Genomic DNA, 22,121 nt, shown 5'->3' on the forward strand with positions numbered 1-22,121 from the left:
AATCGCTCCGTAGAGCGTTTAAATCAACTTAGAGTTTTTGAATAGCTCTTTTCGATACACTAACGTGTATTCCAGTTTCTCGAGTCTGGATTCTCGTTTCGTCCGAAAGTTCCGTTCCCATCCTCTCGGATGTTCCCGTCCCTCTCAAAGTCATTACGGGTCCTTTTCATTTCGTAACGTTGTTTAATTTTCAAGGTCCTTCGCAACCTTCAAACCGGCTTCCTCTCTAGGTTTATGGCCTCTCGCCTTGTCCCTTTCGTTTGGGCCGTTTCGTAAGGTGCTCGAATATAATACCAAACCCTACCCCTTTTGTCAACACCTTTTTTGAAAAAATTTCAATCTTTTTTGAAATCCTTTTTATCTCCCGATTTTTCCTATGAAAAAGGCCGGTATAGCGCCTTTTCCGAATCGCTCCTTCCAGAGAACACAAGGCATGTCCAAACAATATTATGAATAGAAAAAGGAGTTTTTACCATGTTTTTTATCCGCACTCGTGATTGTGTGAAGCTTGCAGTCTACGATCCCAATCCTTTGGGAAAGGAAACCATTCTGATGATTCACGGTTGGCCGCTATCGGCCAAGATGTTCGAATACCAGCAGGAACTTCTCATCAAATGCGGCTATCGAGTGATCACAATGGACTTGCGGGGCTTCGGTCATTCCGATGCCCCTGCCTGTTGCTATCATTACGACCAAATGGCATCCGATATCGACCAAGTCGTTCGTGCTTTGCACCTCCATCGATTTACCCTCGTTGGATTCTCCATGGGAGGAGCGATTGTCCTTCGCTATATGAATCGCTGTCGTGGCTATGGTGTAAAAAAGCTTGTCCTTTTGGCAGCAGCAGCTCCCCGCTTTACACAGGCGCCGGACTTCCCTTATGGAATGACACAGGATGCTGTAGATCAAATGATTGAGCAAATTCAAACAGATCGCGCTCAATTCAGCGAAGATTTCAGCCGGAAACTGCTTTATAGCCCCCATAGCGAAGCGATCAAAGACTGGTTCTGCGATCTTTCCCTTTCGGCCTCCAGCATCGGAACGATCGCCACGGGCTACGCCCTCAGGGATGAGGACGGCTGTGCCGACTTGTACAGTGTGCATGTTCCAACGGGAATCTTTCACGGTAAACAAGACCAAATTGTGCCGTTTGAACTGGGGGAACTGCAAAACCAGCGGATCGCCGGCTCTCAGCTCTTCGCCTTCGAAAACAGTGGTCATGGCATCTTCTACGATGAATTGGAACGTTTTAATCAATGTTTCCTTCAATTCCTAAAAAGTTAAGCGAAATATCAAAACCGGCCGCAGTATTTTAGTGCTTTTTTACAACACGAATCTACACTGCATTGCCAGGCATGTTAGCTTATATATTATTAACAAACAAAACGATCGGTTTCTCAACAAGGGCAAGACGACTAAACGTTTTCTTGCCCTTTCCTTTCGGAAATATGGATGGGTACGCCATTGACCTCTACCCCTTCCTCCGCACGGATGAGGATGTATTTCTTTCCATCGATTACGCGGGTTTCCAATAGGTCGCTCCGCTCTGGATTTACGCGGATGGTCACATCCGGGGTACACACTTCAAACTGCCTACTATTGACGATATTGCGCGGCCGGATGGCCATATCCGAACCGAACTCTGTATCATATTTTTCGGAAAAGGCAACCGTTCTCTCCTGCGGAACCCCACAGGATTCCAAAACCTGTTCGACGGTTCCCTTGGAAATGACTAAGGGTTCCACTTCCTTATTTGCCTTATGTTCTTCAATCATCCCGCTCAACTGGTCGTGCACAGACTGTATTACATCATAGCTGCAATCATCTGCCAGTGTCTCTCCCAATATCGATTCAAAGGTTTCTTTTTGCGCAGCAGCTGACATCGGAATGTCACAACGGAACACAGCGTCCACGAATTCCGGATGGATTTCTGCAATATCGCGTGAATAATACAATACACTGTAGATATTGGTACTGCGATCCTCAAAAGCAGGAAACAGGAATCCCAGCTCTGGCGCAGCAACAATCCAATCCTCCCTGCGGTTGTGGAAGGCGTTTTCATTGATATAGTAACTCAAGGCTGGTTTGGTCAGTTTGACCGGGCAAATACTACATAAGAAGTACGAGTATACCTCTGAAGAGGCATCCCCCTGCTGTTCTCCATCCTTAGAACGGTAGGGGACATCGTATGTATCGTGGGCCAATAGGATGACGTAATGCCCTTCGATGGAAAGCGACTGGACAATCCGCTGAAAAAGCTCCTGGATAGCCTCGTCGTTTTCAAGGGCAGAGTTTCGGAGCTCCATCAGCAAACGGTGTTCTTCACTGTCCACCACCTGTTGTGTGGCGAAATCAATGTCGATCAAATTCTTTCCTAGGGTTCCGGACAATGTGCGCTTGAGAATGGTCAACAGTTTTTCAGCTTCCTCCTGCGGGGTCAAAGCCAACGACTGGCGAAATTCCGATACAATCTCATGTTTATCATTTACATAACAGCCTCGGACACAAGTGATATTGCTTTTATCTGGTCGAAAACGCCGGCGAATTTCAGCGACTTCTTTTTCGTTCATGGCAATCTCCTCTCTATTAGTAGTCTATCTGTTGTACCAAACTTTGGGTTCTATTATACCATACGGAGAGGTTTATTGAAAATGTTTCGCCCGATCTCTCCTCTTTCTTCTCTTTAGTAGCACAATCATACGTACTCTGCAAAAAGCACTTTTCATAAAACGACCATACACGCTTTTTCGCTCGCCATTTCGCCCCGTTTCTCAATCGGCTCCACGTCATTTTCTCTTTATATCCATCATGCTAATATGGTCAAATACAAATTTTAACGTGGCCTTAATATGCCCGCGATTTTCTTAATCTCATGTTATTTTGATCCGTGTTATACTCTTGGCACATGGACGCAAGCATATCATGAGGAGGCCTTTGAATGGATGGCTATGGCATATTGACGTTGGTCCCTGTTTTATTGGTTATTGTATTTGCATTAAAGACGAAACGAACTCTGGAATCCCTGATTCTCGGCACCCTATGTACATACATCATTACCGACGGTTGGGGGTTCGCTCAAGGTTGGATGGATGCTTTTTTCCGCGTTGCAACCGATTATAGCCACGAATGGGTATTCATGGTTTGTGGGCTGTTTGGATCGCTGATCGCTTTGGTAGGCGCTTCTCGTGGCACACTCGGATTTTCCCGTCTATTGGAAAGGCTCTGCAAAGGTCCCCGCTCCAGTATGCTGCTGACCTGGGTTATGGGGATTCTCATTTTTGTTGACGACTATTTGAACATTATGACATTAAGCACCTGCATGCGGCAAATCTCCGATCGCAAAAAGGTTCCGCGTGAAGCATTGTCCTATATCATCGACTCTACCGGCGCCCCTGTATGCGCATTGCTTCCTTTCTCCACATGGGCGATCTTTTTCTCCGCTCTATTCTTCTCTGAACCCGGTGTAGCAGAACTGGGCTATGGCAACGCCCTGCAAACCTTCTACCACATTATTCCCTTTATCTTCTACGCGATTGCTGCCGTTCTCATTGTCCCGCTCTTTATCAGTGGAATCATCCCCAAAATAGGGCGGATGCGTAAGGCGTATGACCGCGTAAAAGCAACCGGACAAGTGTATTCATCGGAGAGCGAATCTCTGAATTTTGAGGATGACGAAGGGGCTGAGGGAACCGAGGGCAGTTTGCTGGACTTTGTACTGCCGATCGGTGTGCTGATTTTTCTTGCCATCTTCACCGGGGAATTATTTCTCGCTGTAACCGCAGCTATCGGCGTTTGCTTTATATTGTACCTTCCCCGCCGCCGTATGACTTTTTCCGGCTTCTGCGATTTGGCCATGCATGGATTTTGTAATATGATTCCTACCGTTGCAATTATTTTCTTCGCTTTTGTGATGCAGGAGGCCATGTCTGACATCGGCATCGCAGAATACGTCATTCACGCCATCAGCCCCTATATGACTGCTTCGATTTTACCGGCAGTGGTGTTTGTCGCTGTGGCCATCCTCAATTTCAGCACGGGCAGCGTGTGGGGAGTGCCTGCGATTATTGTCCCAATTATTATGCCTCTGGCCAACATGCTGGGAGCTAATCTCGTATTGGTCATGGCAGCGGTCGTCTCCGGCGCAACATTGGGGAGTCATGCTTGTTTCTATTCGGATGCCACCGTATTGACTTCCAGCTGCTGCAAAATGCAGAATATGGACCACGCCTTTTCACAAATGCCTTACGCCGCCATGGCCGCCGGTGTCAGTTTCTTTGGCTATCTGGCCTGTGGATTTCTGATGTAAAAGGAGAGGATTCTATGCCGTTCCACATCGTATACGGAGATATTACACAAATGCAGGTGGATGCGATCGTCAACGCCGCCAGCGTATCTTTGAAAAAGCGGCCGGGCATCTGTGCAGCCATTTTCCATGCGGCGGGAGAACACCTGTTACAAAAAGCCTGCCGCGACGTGGGATATTGTCCGCCGGGGAAAGCAGTGATTACGCCAGGGTTTCATCTGCCTGCTCGTTTTATCATCCATACGGCTAGTCCGGGCTGGTTCGGTTCCATTCACAATGCACGTCGAATTCTAAAGCTTTGTTATTTCCATTCTATGGGATTAGCAGCGGCCTATCGCTGTAAAAGTTTAGCTTTTCCTTTGATTTTCTCCGGCGATTACGCCATTCCAAGACAGGAAGCTTTAAAGACCGCTGTAGCCAGTATTCAGCTTTTTTTGCAGCAGCACCCTTCCATGGAAATCTATCTGGTGTTGTACCGACGCAGCATTTATGAGTACGCCATTCGGACGTATGGCTGTGGAGAACCATAAGTATCTAAAAAACCGTTCTTTCAAGAGAAAAAGAGAGCCCATTCTCCGATAGGTTGAGAATGGGCTCTCTTTTTATTTTATATCAAAAAGTCACCTCCGCAATCCGTATAAAGCGGAAGGGATTCAAGCAGAAATGTAGCCTTTAATTTGGAAAGAACGAACGCTTTAGATGCCCGTTATCTCCTCTAAAACACTATCAGACAGTTCACTATATAAAGTTTGTAATCTTTTAAGCAGAGTAGAAAAAATAGGTTGCTTATGTTTGGAATCGCAATTTACTAATTCTATTGCCGCAAGGAGATCTTTTGTTAATTGCCTAATGAGATAGGAACCATCTTGATAAAATCGAGAACTAACAAGTCGATTATGAATAAGTGCATTATATAGCAATATGGAAATTGATGCTGTAGTAATTGCCGCTTGGAAAGAGGGATTCAATTCGTCATAAGGATCATAGGTAGAAAAATAATTTGTTGCACTCAGTACATCAACATGAATATATTGGCAGGAATTACTATAATACAAATCATACAAAACTTGGTCCTCGAAATTTTTAAATGACTTTTTTAATTCAGCTATAACAACATGAATATTATATATATCGCCTGTCTCAATATGGAAAACCTTATTATGGTCTATCGTTTTATCTTTTTTTGTTACAAACTGAAAATGCTCCTTATCAACCTTTGGAAGCAATTTCATCTTAAAAAAGCTTGGATCGCAGTTAATTTTATTTAGGTACATATAGTTTTCAAAAAGGCTTCTACCCAGAGAGTGTATACATTCTGGGATCTGCTCATTGATTAGCAACGCGATACCCTTCATTGTCTTAATGGTCTTTATAGCAGAAAATAAAAGGTAGTCTGCCTCACTTTGCATTTCATAATTATAAATGCCATTGGGTTCGGTGCTATGACGATGAATAAAATCATTTAAAGATCCTATCAGCCTCTCCTGCACTTTATCAAAAGTAGAACTCAAAAGCTCATTACCATATGCCGTAAGTTGTATGGTGTTAATTGTATCAGCAAGCGGTTCATTAATAGCTTTACAATATTCATCCCGATAGTTCATATAATCTTTTTTGTCTTTCTCAGATATGAACTGATCGTTGACACTACATGCAAGTAATCCATCTGTTTTATAATAAGCGTAAATGTCTTCAGGAGGAATCCCGGACAATTGCAATGCTTCCATAACTTTAAAAAGCAATTCGTCCTGATAAATAGGAGTAAAGGAAAAAACATAATCCTCTTTATCTGGCTTTCTTCCGTAATATTGCTCAAACAGATGATCGGCTGCCTTCAGCTCCTCTTCGGTTTCAAGAGACATGGGCAGCTGTTTGACCAATGCGCCGCTCTCATCGAATCCCCATCTAATCGACTTTAACTTGCAGCATATATTATATGTTTTTTGACTTCCACATGGACATGGCTTAACATCGTCATATTCGATAAACGTCTTCATAGATTCTCCTTTCGCTAGATTAAATAGTGTTGTTGTATTGTAACATAGAAAACCCGACATGTTTTGCATGTCGGGTTCTCGTTTGAGAGATGTGGAGGACTAGATGCCACCTTTATTTCATAGCGAAGCTATTTCATTTGTCCGAAGGGCAAATTTTATTAAAAAAGCGACTTGTCGAAACAAGTCGCTTTTTCTGGTGGAGGAGGATGGATTCGGACCATCGAAGCTGAAAAGCAACAGATTTACAGTCTGCCCCCTTTGGCCACTCGGGAACTCCTCCATATGTGCCGCTTCTTTTGGAAGCAAGCTTGTTTCTGGTTCTGACAGGGAATTCTTCCCAAAATAAACTCCGCGTCAGCAGAAAGCAGGAATCCTGCTGGAGCTGGTGAACGGACTTGAACCCCTGACCTGCTGATTACAAATCAGCTGCTCTACCAACTGAGCTACACCAGCATTTGTATCACTCAAGAGTGCTTGATTAATATACCATACACTTTACGGGTTTGTCAAGCCCGAAAAGAAAAGATTTTTGAAAAATTTGGTTTAATTTTCATCGATAAACAGATATGGGCGCAAAGCCTCCACGGAATCCGCAAAGTGTGCTGCTCCTGCAGCTGCAAGTTCCTCCTTGGTTCCATAGCCATATGACGCGGCTAAAAAATCCACTCCGGCCTCCACTGCTCCATTTGCATCAAAATGTGTATCTCCAATCATGACAACTTCCTGCTTTTGCGCACCTCCACAATCCCGGATTGCCTGTTCAATCATTTCCGGCTTGCTGGAATGGAATCCATCCGGCCCTGCTGCTACCAATGCATCAAAATATTCGAGAATCCCAAAATGCTGTACAATCCGCTCCAAAGCGGGCTTGGGTTTGGAAGAAGCGGTAGACAGCTTGGCCCCCGAAGCTTTTAAATCCTTCAAAAGCTCTTGAATTCCAGGATACAAACGATTTTCTATCCAGCCGATACGGTTATACCGTTCCCGATAAATCGCTACCGCCTTTTCGGCCAGCTCCTTGTCCATTCCACAGAAATTTTGAAGACTTTGTCCCATGGGTGGACCGATAAACTTGCGCATAATTTCCGGCGGAGGAACGGGAAAACCCACGGCCTGAATCGCATGCTTAGCACTATTGAGAATGCCTTCTCCGGATTCGCACAGAGTTCCATCCAAATCGAAGAGAACAATTTTATATCTGCTTATCATCGCCTAGCCCTCCACTGTTTCCATATCCTGTGGTACCGATATTTCTTGACAATCGTCTGAATCGCATCCGGCAAGACACATGCCCCTAGTATGTCCATTTACGCAAAAAAACCGTTCTTTTACCCGGTACTTTATATAAAAAGAATTGATAAAAAATATTGCATCATAGTCAAAATAAATGACCATATATAGAGGTATGATTAAAATTTTTTAATATAAGATTTTCTAAGAAGAACATCCATTTTCAAGACAACTTCCAAGTATAATATTCGATGTTCCCAGCTCTTTCGCTTTTTGCACGCCATTTTTATTTTTTACATACTTTAATCCATTGTGCCAAATGTTGTCAAGTGAAACCAACAAAATATCAAGAAAATACTTGACTTTATCACTATGACAAGGTGTATGCTCATTTCAGAACCGGTTCTTAATTTCTACAAAAAGGAGCATGGCTATATGTTATCCATTGGCGAATTTTCAAAGCTGGCGCATATTTCCACCCGTATGCTGCGCCACTATGACCGCATTGGTTTACTACATCCTTCACATGTTGGAAATGAAAATGGTTACCGGTACTATGAGCAAACACAACTGGATACATTGGCAAAAATTGAGACATTAAAAGGATTTGGGTTTACGCTTGCGGAGATCGCTGCTCTGCTTCCCCTTCCACAGGAAGTCCTCGCCCTACACATACGGGCACAAATAACGCATACTAGCCAGGCGATGGAAAAGATGCGCAAGTCCATTCGCCTTATGGAACAAGCCATTGCTCAAATGGAGGGAATCGAACCCATGAATGAGCCCTATTCCGTTCGGATCATGCATTGTCCGGAACAAAATGTCATTTCTATTCGCAAAACCATTCCACCCGAACAGATACACGCACTCTTTGCCGAACTTCACGCCGAGATGAACCGTCGTGGCCTTCAGCGCACGGGGCCAACACAACTGCGCTTTTTGGGGGAGGAATTTTCCTATGAGGCGATGGAGGTAGAAGCACAGGCCGTTGTATCCGCCCACGGACCCAATATTACCACCATTCCCGCATGTCTCTGCGCGGCTGTCGTGCACACCGGCCCCTATGAGACCATCCGATCCGCTTATGACGCTCTAGGAACGTGGCTAGCAAAGCATCTGGAATATCAAGTCTGTGGTCCTGTTATCGAACGGTTTCTCTGTGATGAGGAAATGGTGCAAAATCCCGAAGAGCAGAAAACCGCGGTTCTTTTTCCAGTCACACCCTTGCAAGGAACTGGAAAAGGCGATATGATGAAACAGCAAGGATAAAAACACAGTGCGGTTGGTAGTCCGTGCGCTGGAATTTCCAGTCAGTAACCCTCCCTCCCATGGGTCGTCCGTTCTTTGCAGGATTCAACAATGGGAGGAATTCAAATGGACACAACAGCAGCCACATTCACCATCTATTTTGAGGGACCATTCTGGGTGGGCATCTATGAGCGCACGCAAAATGGCAGCCTGGAAGTATGTCGCGTCGTCTTTGGTGCAGAACCAAAGGATTATGAGGTATACGACTTTCTTCTCAAATACTGGGGATGCATGCAGTTTAGTCCGCCCGTGGCAGCAGGACAAGCCCCAGCAGAGATTCGGAACCCCAAGCGGGCACGGCGTACGGCAAAACAATCGATGACCCACAAGGGAACCGGCACGAAAGCACAGCAGGCCTTGCAGATGCAGCGGGAATTGGGCAAACAGGAGCGGAAAGAAAATCGGAAAAAGAAATCCGAAGAGGAAAAGGCTCGACGGTTTGCCCTGCGTCAACAACGTAAGAAGGAAAAGCACAGGGGCAGGTAAGGGGCTTACCTGCCCCTGTGTTCTTTTTGTGCGCCGTCTCTATGCTGGTCCTTTCGCAAAATCCGCCCTCCAGAATGGGGGGCGGATTGAAATTCTTGTGGTGGGGTGTTCGTAAGCTGCTTTCGACGTGCCACTCTCCATGCGAAGGGTGTGGATTGAAATCTACATATTTAAAGTTATTATATCCCAACAAGTTAGTCACCCTCCATACGGAGGGTATGGATTGAAATTCTTGAGACGCCTCGTTGTTGGCCTCATAGAGGTAATAGCCACCCCCATACAGAGGACGTGGATTGAAATCACCAGATCATGGCCAGATTTTGTCAGGGGCTCAATCCCCCTCCATGCGGAAGGTGCGGGTTGGAATGTGCCCATTATCATCATGCCCATTCATTCGATATGCCGCCCTCCGCCGAAAAGATATGGGTTGAAATATGCGTCCGAATTTGTTAGACGGAACAAATCCTGAATCAGTTTCTCCTTCGAAACAGGATTCCAGCAAACGGCTTACATTGACCTGGGGGCCCCGAAGATCCGGATATCAGGCGTTTTGCTGCACCTTATTCTGTTTCCTTCGGTCGCCGCATCGCGCGAAGGCGTTCTTTGTCCGCCGCTGGCACGCGGAAAGATTCTGTCATTTTCTGAATCGCCTTGTTGAATGTAAAGGCATCCAAACGGCTTTCTTTCAGATACCCCATGGTTTGCTGCGGGTCATGCGCATAACATTCCGCGAGTGCCCAGGCAACTGCCATCTGCGCATAGTACCCCGGGTGCTGAATACGATCCAAAATATCCAAGACTCGGTCAAAATATGCCTCTTGGATAAAATGATCCAAAAGCATCACCACGCCAAAACGCACCTCAAATTCCCGCTCCGAGGAAAAATAGGGTTGCAAAAAATCCCACGCCTGTTCGGGAACCTTCCGGACAAATTTTAACGTATTGCAAAAACTATCGCAAGTGGACCAGTCGTTGATTTCCGGCACAAAATGCGCCACATGGACGAACAATTCCCCGGCATCTGCCTTTGCATAACCGATCACCATCCCTCGTAGGAGAGTCTCTTCAAAGGATTCATCCATCTGTAGGGAAAGAAATGCGCGCCAGTCACTGCGTGCAATCCGTTTCGCCAGGCTTCGCAATGCAGGCAAACGCACTCCTAGCATCGGTTTCCCGCCGGGAATGAGACCGGAGGCAAACGTTTGATAGTCCGGTTCGGCCATCTCCAGCAATGCCCGCTGAACCGTCTTCCTGTCCCAGTGGACAGACTCTTCAGCACATCGCATGGTTATGCTCCAATCGTAATAGGACTTTTTTGCAGTCTAAACCGCCGCCGTATCCGGTCAAGCTGCCGTCGGCGCCAATCACGCGATGGCAGGGGATAAAAATCGGAATGGGGTTGCGGTGATTTGCCATTCCAACCGCACGGCATGCCTTTGCGTTCCCTACCTGAGCAGCGATCTGTCCATAGCTCCGTGTTTCCCCGTAAGGGATTTTTTCGAGTTCTGCCCAAACAGCCTTCTGAAAAGCAGTGCCTTCGGGAGCAAGAGGAAGGTCAAATGTCCTCCGTTCACCGCTCAGATACTCCCGAAGTTGTTCCGACGCTCGCCGGAGCAATTCGGTTTCACAAACCGGTACATCCTTCGGAACTTCCTCCCCAGGAAGCCCCAAGAATACGATTGCCCCTTTCTTTTCGCCGATGGAAACCCGGCCTAGTTCCGTATCGTAAAAAAACAGACAGTCCATCTTGTTTCTACTCCTTTTTCCAGTTTTGTTTGTACATCGCAAATCAGCTAACACTCTTTCGCTGATGTTGGTGACTGATTTTCAATCGATCACAGCATGAGAAGGGTGTCTTCTCTTTTATTATAGGGGTAGTTCCTCTTATTCGCAAATCCTTTTGTGATTTGTCAAAATCTTGCATCACTGCTACAAAAAACGGACGGATGTTCATATCCGTCCGTTTTTTCGATTTCGTAAGGTTTTTCCGACTATTGCATAATGGGGGTATAGGATCAAGCTGGCAGTGTACTACCGGAGTAGGGGTAGATTTCCTGTAAGACGGTTCACCTGCTTGACCGGCCCGCAAATCGCCAATCCTAAGTAACGCAGGTCCTCCTCTGGAATCGTGGCAGCCTTGTCCATCCATTCAGAGTAGGTACGGCAACCCTGTGCTACATCGGAAAAATCCACCATAATGACATCCGCGTATTCTGAGCAATTGAACTTCTCTCGCAGTTTTCGCAACGATTCCGGGTTTCCCTGCAATACGGGTACAGGCTTTTCAATGATTCCACGGTGTTGTGTTCCAGAGGCGTCCTTCACATCTTTTCCCACCTGTTCTGGAAGTTCCTTTCCCACGGTGATCCCAAGAATGCCTGCTGTATTGGCGATCACCCCAACTGGTAGCTCTTTATCAATCACCATGACGCATTTCCATTCATCTGCCTGCATGTTTTTCGCCCCCTTTCCCCGATATTCCGATAGAAACAAGCCTGCCAACGTCAATCCCATCCCTATCAAAGCCATCCAGGTGACCGGCTCCTTCAGAACAAGAGCAGAGGTCACCACTGTAACCACCGGAACCAAATAAATATATACGCTTGTCTTAACCGCACCGAGCACTTTGACAGCCACATTCCATGTGACAAAGCAGAGAGCAGACGCCCCCAAACCCAGGTAAAGTAAATTCAGTGTATGGACCGGTTGGAGCAATTGTTCCCACTCCGGATGGAAGTCCAAAAAGAATAGGGCTGGAATCATAAATAATAAGCCGTAAAAGAATACGCGGCGGGTAGTCTGGATCGTGGGATAATGAAATTGGCTGATCTTTCTCGTCAGTACGGAATAAAGCGCCCATACCACAGCCGCTAAGACGGCCAAAAGATCCCCGGTAGGATTGAGCTTCAACACAGTACTTCCATTAAACGTAATCAAACAAATTCCTGCGATTGCCGCAAAAAATCCGATGAAAAATGGCGCTTGTAATGGTTCTCCGTCCAAAAACCAATGGGCAAATAGAGCGGTAAAAAACGGCGCCACGGAAATAATAATGCCAACGTTGGAGGCCAAGGTATAGGTAAGCGCTATGTTTTCCAACAAAAAATATAGTGTTACTCCACAGATGCCCGCGCCTATAAAATATTTTTCTTGTTTGCGGTCCGTCACTTTGAGGCGGTGCGGGCAAGCGATACAGAGAGCAATTGTCCCCAGTAGGAACCGGAATACCAATATTTCCACCGGACTGAATGCACGCAAAAGTACCTTTGTAGAAATAAAGGTGGTTCCCCATATCAAGATCGTCAATACGGAAAGCAGATGCCCCGCCGCTATTTTAGTTTCCTTCATCTTTGATGCTCCCTTTTAAAAAGATATTGCCGTATTGGCGAGGAGTCAAACCAATCAGGGTTTTAAAAAAATTGGTAAAATGACTCTGATCGGAGAATCCTGTCCGAAAAGCCGCTTCCGCCGGAGACGTTCCCTCTTCCAACAGTTTTTTAGCCTTTCCGATGCGAACGGTTTCCAGGTAGCGATACGGGGAAATCCCTTTCTGTCTTGTAAAAGTGCGCAACAAATGATATTTGCTTCGGTTGGCAATCGCGGCCAATTCATTGAGTGCGATCGTTTCCGCATAGTGCTCCTCCAAATAGGCGCAAACTGCCTCAATCGCTCCGTCAAATGCCTGTTCTTCCGGCGATATGGAGGGTTCTGCATATGTGTGGATCAGCTGCTCCATCAGGAAGAAGAACAATTCCTCTTTTCGAAAACTCGCATCCCCCTGAGCAATCCGGTCGTGTAGCTCACATAAAACCGCTGTGTGTTCACTTTGCAACAATACATTCGGTTGGAAATAGGGCAGATACTCTCGTCCTGTAATTTCCCCCGCCATTTGGCTCATCACTTCTGGTCGGATATTCAGACAGCGCCAATCCAAAGGTACCTCCGACACCTGCGTGCAGGCGTGCGTGTCTCGTGGATTGAATACCAGAAGGTCACCCGCCTGAACAAGATATTCACGGTTGTTGCACCGTAGCTGCCGGAGGCCGCTTTCCAAGAATCCAATCACGTACTCCTCATGGAAATGGTTGGGAAAATCTTGGACAATTCCCTGCAAAAAGTATGCCTCAATATGTAATTGGGTGTCAAAACAAATCGTTCGATTTTCAATAGACAATGATGTTCCCTTCTCTCCCCTGTCTCTGCACATCAGTTTACCATGAATGCTTGTGGTTTGTCTTGTAGGATATTGCTCTTTTTGGATGGAATCAATAGGAAAACCCGCTGCCGAAAGAACTTCTCTCAGCAGCGGGTTTGTATCGACTATTGAGCCCGATAGATAATGGACAACTGCCCATGCTCATCGGTGCGAACTTCTGCCCGTACACCGTAGACCTCGGCAATCATCTGCTCTGTAAGAACCTCACGGGGCCTTCCATAGCCATAGATTGCGCCATCCTTGACAACATAAAGGATATCGCTGTACATTGCAGCTAAGTTCAAATCGTGAAAGGCAGACAAGACCGTCTTATGCATCGACTTGACGATGTTTAATAGCTGAAGCTGATATTTAATGTCCAGATGATTGGTCGGCTCATCCAAAATTAACGCTTCTGTATCCTGTGCCAGAGCACGAGCCAAAATAACACGCTGTTGTTCTCCTCCAGAAAGGCTGGAAAAAGAACGGTTTTCAAACCTCTCCATACCTACTTGCCGTAGTGCATCCCGCATCATTGCGTAATCTTCCGCCGTATCGCGATCCATCGTACGTTTATGAGGGGAACGCCCCATCAGCACGATATCCTTTACAAGAAAATCAAAATCATAGGCATTGTGCTGCGCAACCACTCCTAGGCGGCGTGCGGTTTCCTTATAACCCATGTGCGTAATTTCTTTTCCATCCAGTAAAATGCATCCCATCTTAGGCTGTAATACCCGGTAAACACATTTTAAAAAAGTGCTCTTGCCGCTACCATTTGGGCCAATGAGCCCCACAAAACAGCCGTCCTCTGCATGTAGGGATACATCCTTTAAAATCTGTGTGCTGCCCCAAGAAAAGGAAAGGTTCTCTGCGTCAATCCTCATGCTGCCTTCCCTCCGAACGAATACGTCTTTTTGATTAACAGTAGGACAAACGCCGGAGCGCCCACAATGGAAATCAAGATTCCGATCGGTAATTCTGCATTCGGAATGATCGTGCGGGCCACCACGTCCGCCCACACCAAGAAAATTCCACCTGCCAGTGCAGAGAGTGGCAAGAGTTTTCGGTGATCCACCCCGAACAACACGCGAATTACATGTGGAATAATGAGCCCGACAAAACCGATCACGCCGGAAGCATATACAACAAACCCAACAACCAGCGACGCGGCCACAAGATAAACCTGCCTGTATCGGTGCAAATTTGTCCCCAACGTAATCGCTGTATCGTCTCCCAACAACATAAGATTTAGCGTCCGGCTTTGTGTCAGGAAAAAAGCCAAGGCCAACAGCACCACCAAGAAGATCACACCATTGCTCTCCCATTCGGCGCCCGCTAAGCTCCCCATCAACCAAAAGGTCACCGTCATAAAGCGTCCGGGATCATCCGCTACATAGACAATAAAGTTTGAAACGGCAGAACAAACGGAACTGAGTGCGACACCGGCTAACACCAGTTTGACCGAGGTGGCACGCCCTCCCAGGTGTGAAATCCAAATGACCGCAAAAGAAACCCCCAATGCCCCCAAAAAAGCACATGCCCCCACACTGTTGGAACCAAACGCCCCGATTCCCAGGAGAATGGCTGCTGTCGCACCAAGGGATGCTCCCGAAGAAATTCCTAGAATATATGGATCTGCCAATGGATTCTGCACCACCGCCTGCATGACAACGCCAACCGTCGCCAGTCCCATGCCCACAGCGACTCCCAACACAATGCGCGGCAGACGAATGAACCAGACGATGTCATGGACAGCACCCTGGGCCAGTACGGCAGGATCACCAATATGAAACCATTCAAACAGGATGATGTCGTACACCTCCTGAACCGTCAGATCGGCCGAACCTACCGTCACGGCAAAAAGTACAGAAAGCACCAGTACTGCCAATAGAACGACGATGGCGCAAACATATGCCGGGATTCCACGGAACACGCCGGTGGCAAGCCGAGAAGCTTCACCCGCAACCGATTGTGGTTTTCCATGCGAAGATATAACTTCCGTTGCCTCTGAATCCTTACGCCGCATGTTCATTCCCATTATTCATCGATCCCATAGAGGCACTTGAGGAACAACTTTACGGTGTCCTTCGTACGGACTCCCGGCGCATAGGCGAGGCTGTATTCCACCGGATAGATGCGTCCGTTCTTTACTGCATCTACGCTGGCCAAGGCAGGATTCTCCGTATAAAGGGCAATCGCTTCCTCATCAGAAACAGAACCAACATGTACCGCAAAGATGGCCTCTGGGTTAGCCTCTACGATCTCTTCATCGGTCCAGCCTGCCTGACCAAGCGGCTCCGCCCCCATCTGTGCCGCAATATCGCCGGCCGCAGTCTTTGCATGGTAGATGTCATACTCGCCTTCCCATTTTTCAGCAATCAAGATTCTCTGTGGTTCCCCGCCTTCTGCAGCCTGCTTGCCCTGATCGACAAATTTTTCGATATCTGCAATGATCTCTTCCGCCTTGTCCTGCCGGTTATAGATCTTTGCCAAATTGCGAATATCCTGATACTCATTTTCCAGGGATTCATCGCCGCGCAACACACTGTTGATGGTCGTATAGGTGCCAATTCCACGGTCATGCCAGAAATCCACATCTCCCATACGGTCCTCCATATTGAACAGGGAATACCAGCCAATCACCATATCCGGCTCCAAGCTTAAAGCATACTCTTTGACAAAATATCCGACGTCTTGATGATTTTTCAGAAGGTCCAACTTGGCAAACTCCTCTGCGTATTCGGGCATGACACTGCTACAATCGGCCACCATCTCAATCTTATCGCCTAAGCCAAGCGCCAAAAGAATTTCTACATTGTTCCGTCCATAAACCAGCGTTTTTTCTGGACATTTTTCAAACGTATAAGGGACCAATTCCCTTGCATTATTATAAACTTCAACCGTCACCGGATAGTAATCGGTATCCTCCGGGGAAGCTTCCTGTGAAGAAGCTTCCGAAGAAACTGTCTGGCCCACATCCGATGACGTATTTTCCGACTCGGAGGATACCTGCGAGGCATTTCTACAGGCCGCCAAGCTCAGTAGCATCGAAATCGCCAATAGGGCTGCGAGAATTCTTGTTTTCATCATTCTTCCACTCCTTTTCGATCTGTAAAGCATGCTTTTGCGACAAAAGACAACAAAAACGCCCGCAACAATTGTTGCGGGCGGGGCTTCCAGATCGTCAAAAGGGCGCACGTCCCCCTTGGACGTTTTCTGGCAACCGGCTCCGTCGTCCGCAGAATGGTTACCGAGTTCATGGCAGGTCTTCTGACTCATGCATCATCGCCATATTCCGCCTTCTCAACAGAAAATTCTGTCAATGGCATTGGGAACTGGCTCCGCAAACACAGCAACGGGATTGTACAAGATTCGCACTTGTTTCCCTTTTCATCAAACCACTCTATGGTTTGAACCATAAACCCTATTCGATTCTTTTGTCGTTTTAAAGTATAGAACATCCTTTAAAGAATGTCAATCGACCGCTGCCTATTCCACCACCCCTGCTAATGCCTCTCTCCCCTTTCAAACTATATCCCACAAAAACGAAGCCCCTGCACCGGATTACTCGGTACAGGGGCTTTTGTCTGATATGGAGGACCTGCTGTAAAGAGGATTGCCTCCTCAACTTCTGTTATGGGAATCTTTCTCCTTACAGATTTTCACGGATTCGCCAAAAGTTTTTTCACCCTCTATCACAAGAGGTTCTCCCCCTACTCTTTCGATTTCTGCCTGAGATAACGTTGTCCGGCCTATGGTTATCGTGCAATGCGGGCATTACATTCTGAAAGATCTGGTAATGTCGTATAGATACTCCTATTCCATCCCAATTCGTGCGTACTTTCGCCCGGCGATGTATAACGTCTCGTTCCCCTACAGTGTGTCCTTTGGAAATTTTCTACTGTTGGCCGCCAGGCATGTAGCGCCTGCATATCTACGTCTTTCTCTGCGCTAATGTTTTGCTGTTGACCGTCCAACTTTTGCCAAATACGGACGGATGTCTTTCCCGAGTTATACAGTATTAAGTCAACCACCCGGACTCATAACGTCTTTCTCATCTAAGGTGTTTCCTTCGGAAGTTTCCTACTATTAAAGCCGCAAAACCCCCGCTCCGGGAAACCGGAGCGGGGATTCTGCTTTTTGCGAAAGGGGCTCCCCTTCGCTCAATTTACTAAGATGTCCGCCAAGGATGGCTGGGCCATGCTCCTGTGGACGCACAGCGTCTTCCGCGCCTGCGGCGTCTCCTACGCAAACTTTCTGCTATCGGCTGCCGGGTGCTTGATCGAATATGTACACGTTTATACCTTATACAAATTGCCCGGCGTTCAGCCAATGGTTACCGTGCAATGCAGTTTCGCATTCTGGCCCGGCAGGGTAGTGTAAACGCCTGTGCTCTGGCCCGGTGTGCCAACTGCATAAACTCTGTAGTAGTAGTCATTGCCGATCTGGGACACAAACTGCGTCTTCAGAACGCTTCCGTTGCCCACTGTGAAGCTCGGCGCCAGTCCGTTTCCATTGACCACAGTCATCTTGAAGGTGTACATGCTTCCTCTGTTCAGCGTGATGGCATTTGCCGCATCGCTGCGCACGCTTGCCACTGCACTCTGGCTTGCGGAAACTACACCCGCTGCTCCATATGTGTTGCTTACATTTCTCGATGTGGAGCCGCTCTTCTTCGCTGTCGCCGTCTTTGTCTCCAGGTTCTGGATGCTTGCTTCCAGTGCTTCTACGGCACTCTTGACCTCTTCTTCGGTCGCTGCTTCATTGTTCAACACAACCTTTGCGTTGCTCAATGCCTTCTGCATCGCTGCCACGCTCTTTGCTGTGTATTTGCTGGTGTTCACTGCCTCTGCTTTTCCAATCAGGTCTTTCAAAGCGTCCTTGTTCGGGATCATACGCAGTGCTGTAATCGCATTGAGCAGTTCTTCGGCCTTCTCGTCCACTGCCTCCTGGGTTGCATTGTCATTTTCCAACAGAGTTTCTGCATCGCCCAGGATGGTTTTAAAAGTAGCCCATGTTTCATCCTGGATGTACTTCGAAGCATTCTCTACTATTTTCTTGCCTTCTGCTACCAAAGCTTCCAGATCCGTCCTATCTGCACGGAAGACCAGGTTGTCAAGCGCTTCATACAGTGCTTCTGCCGCTGCCTGAATGTCTGCTTCCAGTACTTCCTCGTCGTCCATCAGGTCCTCTGCCGCCTTGTAGGCGTCGTCCAGCGCCTGTACGCTCTCCGGCGTGAAGTTCTCTCGATTGATGCTCTCTGCAATCTCCATCGGGATTTCCAGCTGGCTCTTGTCGCCCGCTGTAAAGCTCAGATACTGCAATGCCTCGATCAGCTCAAACATCGCGTTGTTGATCTCGTCCTGGCTTGCGGTCTTCTTTTCTTCGATCGCTTTCGCTGCCTGCAACGCTTCCTTGTACTTCTTCTGTACCGACGGGACTGCCGCCTCTACCTGCGCTTTCACGTCCTCGCTCTCTGCGATTGTGATCACTTCGCGCAGATTTTCCTTATCCACGATCGTGAAGCCCAGTTCAATCGTGGTGTCTGCATTCGGCATTGCCAGGCTGTATACATACTCATTGACATCAAACGCCTCTACCGGCTCGCCATTGACTGTCACGCCTGCGATCTCTCTTCCTTCGACTCTCGGCTCAAAAGTCAGGTCGAGATTCGTGTTTGCCATTACGACGTCTTTATATGCACCGATCAGGTTTGCAATCGTCTGCTCTTCCCCATCGATCGACAGCTTCACCGTTGTCGGGTAGCTTACCGTCAGCATGTGTTCCGCTGGTTCTTCTTCAACTTCGCCAGTCACAGCAATCCAACTTAAAACCGGATCCGGATTGTTCGAATTCTGTCTCTGTACACTGATGGTGACATCGGCGTCATTTTCTACCGTAAACGGGAACAAATAGGCTTTTTCTCCGGAATTGGTAAACTGGCCGATGGTCGTTTCAATCTTCTGACCATCTTCCCCCTCATAGGAGACAACAATTTTCATCGGGCGGGATGTGCTCCACCACTCCTGGAAGCCAGCGGAAAGTTGATACTCGCCAGCCTTTAACGGCAGCTTATAATCAATATTCTTTCCGCTCTTTGCCCAGAAACCGCTCGTATATGCATCGAGACTTGTAGGATTCTTCGGCGCAATATCCTCATCCGTTCCGGTGTAGCCCCAGCTTCCTTCCATATAAGCCTGATCGTAGGCCTCTGTATTGACCAGATTCGGGGCCATTTCCTTAATTACGTCATATAGCTCGGAACCGCTAGATGCACCGCTGTCAATAAAATACAGCAAGTTGTCGGGAATGTCTACTACATTAGCGGTCACTGTCAAATCGTCCAATCCTTCCAGTGTACCGACTACATCTCTTTCTGCACCGGGAATCAGCGTGCTGAAGTCCCATGTGACGTTGACATCTTTCGTCTCCCAATGATCGTTCTCACGAATGCTGACATTTACCTTTTCGGGTAGGTTTTCAACGCCGTAGTAAACATCGTCCATTTCTGTGTTCAGCTTGATATTGTTGATGGAATCAAATACGCTCAGATCCCAATCATTGTATTCTTCGAGGCTGATATTTCCTCTGGCGTCGATCTGTACCGGCAGCCAAACGTAGCGGGAATCTGCAAGGGCTTCTGCACTAAAGTCCTGCGTTTTACCATAGCCCCAACGGTCGCCCATATAGATGAACTTGCCGTTCTCCGGGTCTACCGGAATCACATTGGTGCTCTGGGTCCAGAAGGTTTTTCCATCGGTATCTCCGATACACGGATCGCCCATATCCGTCCACTCGCCCAGGATCTCATCCGCCTTCCAATAACGGGCCGGGTTCGGGCTCCAACCGGTTGCTCCGGAGGTAATCATATAGTAGGTTCCGTCATACTTGAACAGCGCAGGCGCCTCACGCTGGCCGCCTGGGAATAGACGGACAAAGTCCACGCCATTTTTGGCGAGGCCGACTGGCTCCTGCGGAACATCGAGATCCGTGTATTCGTCGTTCAAACGGGAGATAAACATCGTGCGGTTCTCTTCGCTGGAATAGATGATGTAAGCCGTGCCGTCATCGTCAATAAACAAATTCATGTCGCGGGCAAAACCGCGGTTCTGCGGCTCCTCATACCAATCGAGTACGCCGTTGTCCTCTAAGTACTCTTCATCTGTCAGCTGGTGCAGGCGGGAACGGCGGATAAAGGTAAACGGTCCATTCGGCGTATCACTGATCGCCATACCTGCGGCAGCAGCAGCATAGCTACTATCGGATTCTTCGGTAGGTCCGTCCGCATGGAACCAGATGATATACTTCTTGGTTTCCTCATTGTAGATCATCTTCGGACGTTCAATGATGGCATTGGTCTTGTTGATACAGAGGTAGACATAGTCCTTCTCTTCCTCTGTCAGATCGCCGTACAGAGCGGTGAAATAAGGATCGGTGTCCAGCGCCTCGCGGCTCGGGACAGAACGCATCACATAGCCTTCAAAAGTCCAGTTGTACAGGTCGTCCGAAGAATAGGCGCTAATGCCGTTGCTGTGGCTTCCAGTCGTCTTATCTTCGCCGACCCACCACCATTTTTCCGTTCCATCCGGCATGGGCAGCTTCTGCACCTGGCCGCCATGCGCCTGAATCGGCTTGCCGTTGGTGTCCTTCCATACATCGCCATTGACGCCAGAGAAGGAATCATAGGTTTCAAGGGAGCGCAGGTCGGAATATACCGTATCCAAATGCTCACATGTTTCCTTTACTTTCGAAGGGCTCAGCTGATCCTGCTCCGCCAGCTCTTTGGCAGAAGCAAGGGCGGCATTCAGCGCTGTAAGATTGTCTTCTTTGTTTTCTTCGCCCACATAGAGCTCTCCCAGAGGCTCTTCTGCATAGACAACGCCTGCGGCTTGGTCAGCAGTCACTTTCTCTTCGATTTCCGCAATTTTATCCGTCAAGGTCGTCTTATCGTACGTCTGGCCGCGTTTGACCAGAATGTAACTGAGAATCGGGTCGCCATTTTGATCTGCGCGTTGTGAATTGTGAATAAACACATTCAGCTCGCCATCTTCTACGATGACCTCAGACTTGCTCTCAAAGGTGGCATTGCTTGCAGCTCCACCCGGCACGCTGGCCTGACTGGTGGTACGAACTCCTTCCAGATCAATGTCAACCTTTCTCGCGCTCCACCAACCAGGGATCTTGATTCCGACGGTCACTTCATAGCTACCATCTTCTACAGCAAAATTGTAACGGAATCCACTGGTTTCCGAGTCATAATCGATACCATCTCTGGTATACCAATAGGTATCGGTCTTGACCACACTGTCCGCATTACCGCCGCGAACCATGTCGTCATCTTGGACATACCCCCAGGTATATCCGGTTTCGGCATCCTCCCCATAGGGCTGGTCTGTCACAGACTGATACTCGCCCATGGCATCTCCAGACGCCACTTCCTTCGTTTTGGTCGCGGCGCAGTTGACGAAGTAGAGTAAGTCTCCGGGGGCTCCATCCTTCGTTGCGGCCAGTGCCGGTGCTGCCATAAATGTTTGCAACAGCAGGCACAGGCAGAGCATTAAAGAAAGCCCTCTGCGTTTGGTTTTCTTCATGGTTTACG

Annotated in this window: 17 protein-coding genes, 2 tRNA genes, 1 pseudogene and 1 riboswitch; of the genes and pseudogenes, 5 read left to right on the top strand and 15 right to left on the bottom strand. The window is 47.8% G+C overall.

All coding sequences use genetic code 11. From position 1 onward, the window contains the following. Positions 1-474 precede the first annotated feature (474 nt). Complete coding sequence (locus tag ACGCCZ_RS02010; RefSeq protein WP_054324910.1) at positions 475-1,284, top strand: alpha/beta fold hydrolase; 810 nt, start codon at positions 475-477, stop codon at positions 1,282-1,284. A 131-nt stretch (positions 1,285-1,415) separates the two neighbouring features. On the opposite strand, the gene ACGCCZ_RS02015 is transcribed toward ACGCCZ_RS02010, so the two are convergent. Continuing rightward, positions 1,416-2,570: a DUF4317 domain-containing protein gene (locus ACGCCZ_RS02015; protein ID WP_054324909.1), complete on the bottom strand. Its 1,155-nt coding sequence runs from the start codon at positions 2,568-2,570 to the stop codon at positions 1,416-1,418. Between the two features lie 368 nt (positions 2,571-2,938). On the opposite strand from ACGCCZ_RS02015, the gene ACGCCZ_RS02020 reads away from it, so the two are divergent. Both ACGCCZ_RS02020 and ACGCCZ_RS02025 read left to right on the top strand, forming a co-directional pair. Next, complete coding sequence (locus ACGCCZ_RS02020) at positions 2,939-4,306, top strand: Na+/H+ antiporter NhaC family protein (RefSeq protein WP_054324908.1); 1,368 nt, start codon at positions 2,939-2,941, stop codon at positions 4,304-4,306. Positions 4,307-4,320: 14 nt separating this feature from the next. Beyond that, positions 4,321-4,833 carry a macro domain-containing protein gene (locus tag ACGCCZ_RS02025; RefSeq protein ID WP_085533805.1) on the top strand — a complete coding sequence of 171 codons (513 nt, stop codon included), beginning with the start codon at positions 4,321-4,323 and terminating at the stop codon, positions 4,831-4,833. Positions 4,834-4,998: 165 nt separating this feature from the next. Here ACGCCZ_RS02025 and ACGCCZ_RS02030 read toward each other — a convergent pair whose 3' ends face one another. From ACGCCZ_RS02030 to ACGCCZ_RS02045, 4 genes are all read right to left on the bottom strand, one after another. Next, the gene (locus ACGCCZ_RS02030; RefSeq protein WP_054324907.1) at positions 4,999-6,300 is read right to left on the bottom strand and encodes a DUF5677 domain-containing protein; all 1,302 of its coding nucleotides are present in this window, start codon (positions 6,298-6,300) and stop codon (positions 4,999-5,001) included. A gap of 194 nt (positions 6,301-6,494) precedes the next feature. Further along, positions 6,495-6,580, bottom strand: a tRNA-Tyr gene (locus ACGCCZ_RS02035). A 97-nt stretch (positions 6,581-6,677) separates the two neighbouring features. Further along, a tRNA-Thr gene (locus tag ACGCCZ_RS02040) sits at positions 6,678-6,753 on the bottom strand. Positions 6,754-6,843: 90 nt separating this feature from the next. Then, positions 6,844-7,509: an HAD hydrolase-like protein gene (locus ACGCCZ_RS02045; RefSeq protein WP_054324906.1), complete on the bottom strand. Its 666-nt coding sequence runs from the start codon at positions 7,507-7,509 to the stop codon at positions 6,844-6,846. A gap of 456 nt (positions 7,510-7,965) precedes the next feature. Here ACGCCZ_RS02045 and ACGCCZ_RS02050 point away from each other — a divergent pair, with 456 nt between their 5' ends. Beyond that, positions 7,966-8,799, top strand: coding sequence for a MerR family transcriptional regulator (locus ACGCCZ_RS02050; RefSeq protein WP_054324905.1), 834 nt, complete (start codon positions 7,966-7,968; stop codon positions 8,797-8,799). A 105-nt stretch (positions 8,800-8,904) separates the two neighbouring features. Continuing rightward, positions 8,905-9,324, top strand: coding sequence for a YjdF family protein (locus ACGCCZ_RS02055; RefSeq protein ID WP_054324904.1), 420 nt, complete (start codon positions 8,905-8,907; stop codon positions 9,322-9,324). Positions 9,325-9,884: 560 nt separating this feature from the next. On the opposite strand, the gene ACGCCZ_RS02060 is transcribed toward ACGCCZ_RS02055, so the two are convergent. The 10 genes and pseudogenes from ACGCCZ_RS02060 to ACGCCZ_RS02105 form a co-directional block, all read right to left on the bottom strand. Then, entirely contained in the window at positions 9,885-10,610 is a 726-nt protein-coding gene (locus tag ACGCCZ_RS02060; protein ID WP_054324902.1) for a DNA alkylation repair protein, read from the bottom strand. Next, on the bottom strand, positions 10,597-11,070 hold the full coding sequence (locus ACGCCZ_RS02065) for a methylated-DNA--[protein]-cysteine S-methyltransferase (protein ID WP_085533817.1): 474 nt from the start codon (positions 11,068-11,070) through the stop codon (positions 10,597-10,599). The genes ACGCCZ_RS02060 and ACGCCZ_RS02065 overlap by 14 nt, the downstream gene beginning before the upstream one ends. 285 nt (positions 11,071-11,355) lie before the next feature. After that, complete coding sequence (locus ACGCCZ_RS02070; protein WP_054324900.1) at positions 11,356-11,778, bottom strand: DUF2000 domain-containing protein; 423 nt, start codon at positions 11,776-11,778, stop codon at positions 11,356-11,358. Between the two features lie 18 nt (positions 11,779-11,796). Next, positions 11,797-12,672, bottom strand: a pseudogene (locus ACGCCZ_RS02075) (DMT family transporter); the annotation flags it as partial. Continuing rightward, a complete protein-coding gene (locus ACGCCZ_RS02080; protein WP_152918423.1) occupies positions 12,659-13,498 on the bottom strand; it encodes a helix-turn-helix domain-containing protein in 840 nt (279 codons plus the stop codon). The pseudogene ACGCCZ_RS02075 and the gene ACGCCZ_RS02080, both read right to left, overlap by 14 nt. A 146-nt stretch (positions 13,499-13,644) precedes the next feature. After that, positions 13,645-14,406, bottom strand: coding sequence for an ABC transporter ATP-binding protein (locus ACGCCZ_RS02085; RefSeq protein WP_054324897.1), 762 nt, complete (start codon positions 14,404-14,406; stop codon positions 13,645-13,647). After that, positions 14,403-15,560: a FecCD family ABC transporter permease gene (locus tag ACGCCZ_RS02090; RefSeq protein ID WP_411655163.1), complete on the bottom strand. Its 1,158-nt coding sequence runs from the start codon at positions 15,558-15,560 to the stop codon at positions 14,403-14,405. The genes ACGCCZ_RS02085 and ACGCCZ_RS02090 overlap by 4 nt, the downstream gene beginning before the upstream one ends. After that, on the bottom strand, positions 15,560-16,612 hold the full coding sequence (locus ACGCCZ_RS02095) for an ABC transporter substrate-binding protein (RefSeq protein WP_161803718.1): 1,053 nt from the start codon (positions 16,610-16,612) through the stop codon (positions 15,560-15,562). Before ACGCCZ_RS02095 ends, ACGCCZ_RS02090 begins: the two co-directional genes overlap by 1 nt. After that, positions 16,609-16,782 (bottom strand): hypothetical protein, encoded by a 174-nt coding sequence (locus ACGCCZ_RS02100; RefSeq protein WP_161803717.1) that lies wholly within the window; start codon positions 16,780-16,782, stop codon positions 16,609-16,611. Before ACGCCZ_RS02100 ends, ACGCCZ_RS02095 begins: the two co-directional genes overlap by 4 nt. Beyond that, positions 16,766-16,957, bottom strand: a riboswitch (cobalamin riboswitch). It overlaps the preceding gene by 17 nt. 890 nt (positions 16,958-17,847) lie before the next feature. Next, on the bottom strand, positions 17,848-22,113 hold the full coding sequence (locus tag ACGCCZ_RS02105) for a family 43 glycosylhydrolase (protein ID WP_411655164.1): 4,266 nt from the start codon (positions 22,111-22,113) through the stop codon (positions 17,848-17,850). Between the last annotated feature and the right edge of the window lie 8 nt (positions 22,114-22,121).

Origin of the sequence: Anaeromassilibacillus sp. SJQ-1 (genome assembly GCF_046693725.1) — a bacterium.
Classification (GTDB): domain Bacteria; phylum Bacillota; class Clostridia; order Oscillospirales; family Acutalibacteraceae; genus Anaeromassilibacillus.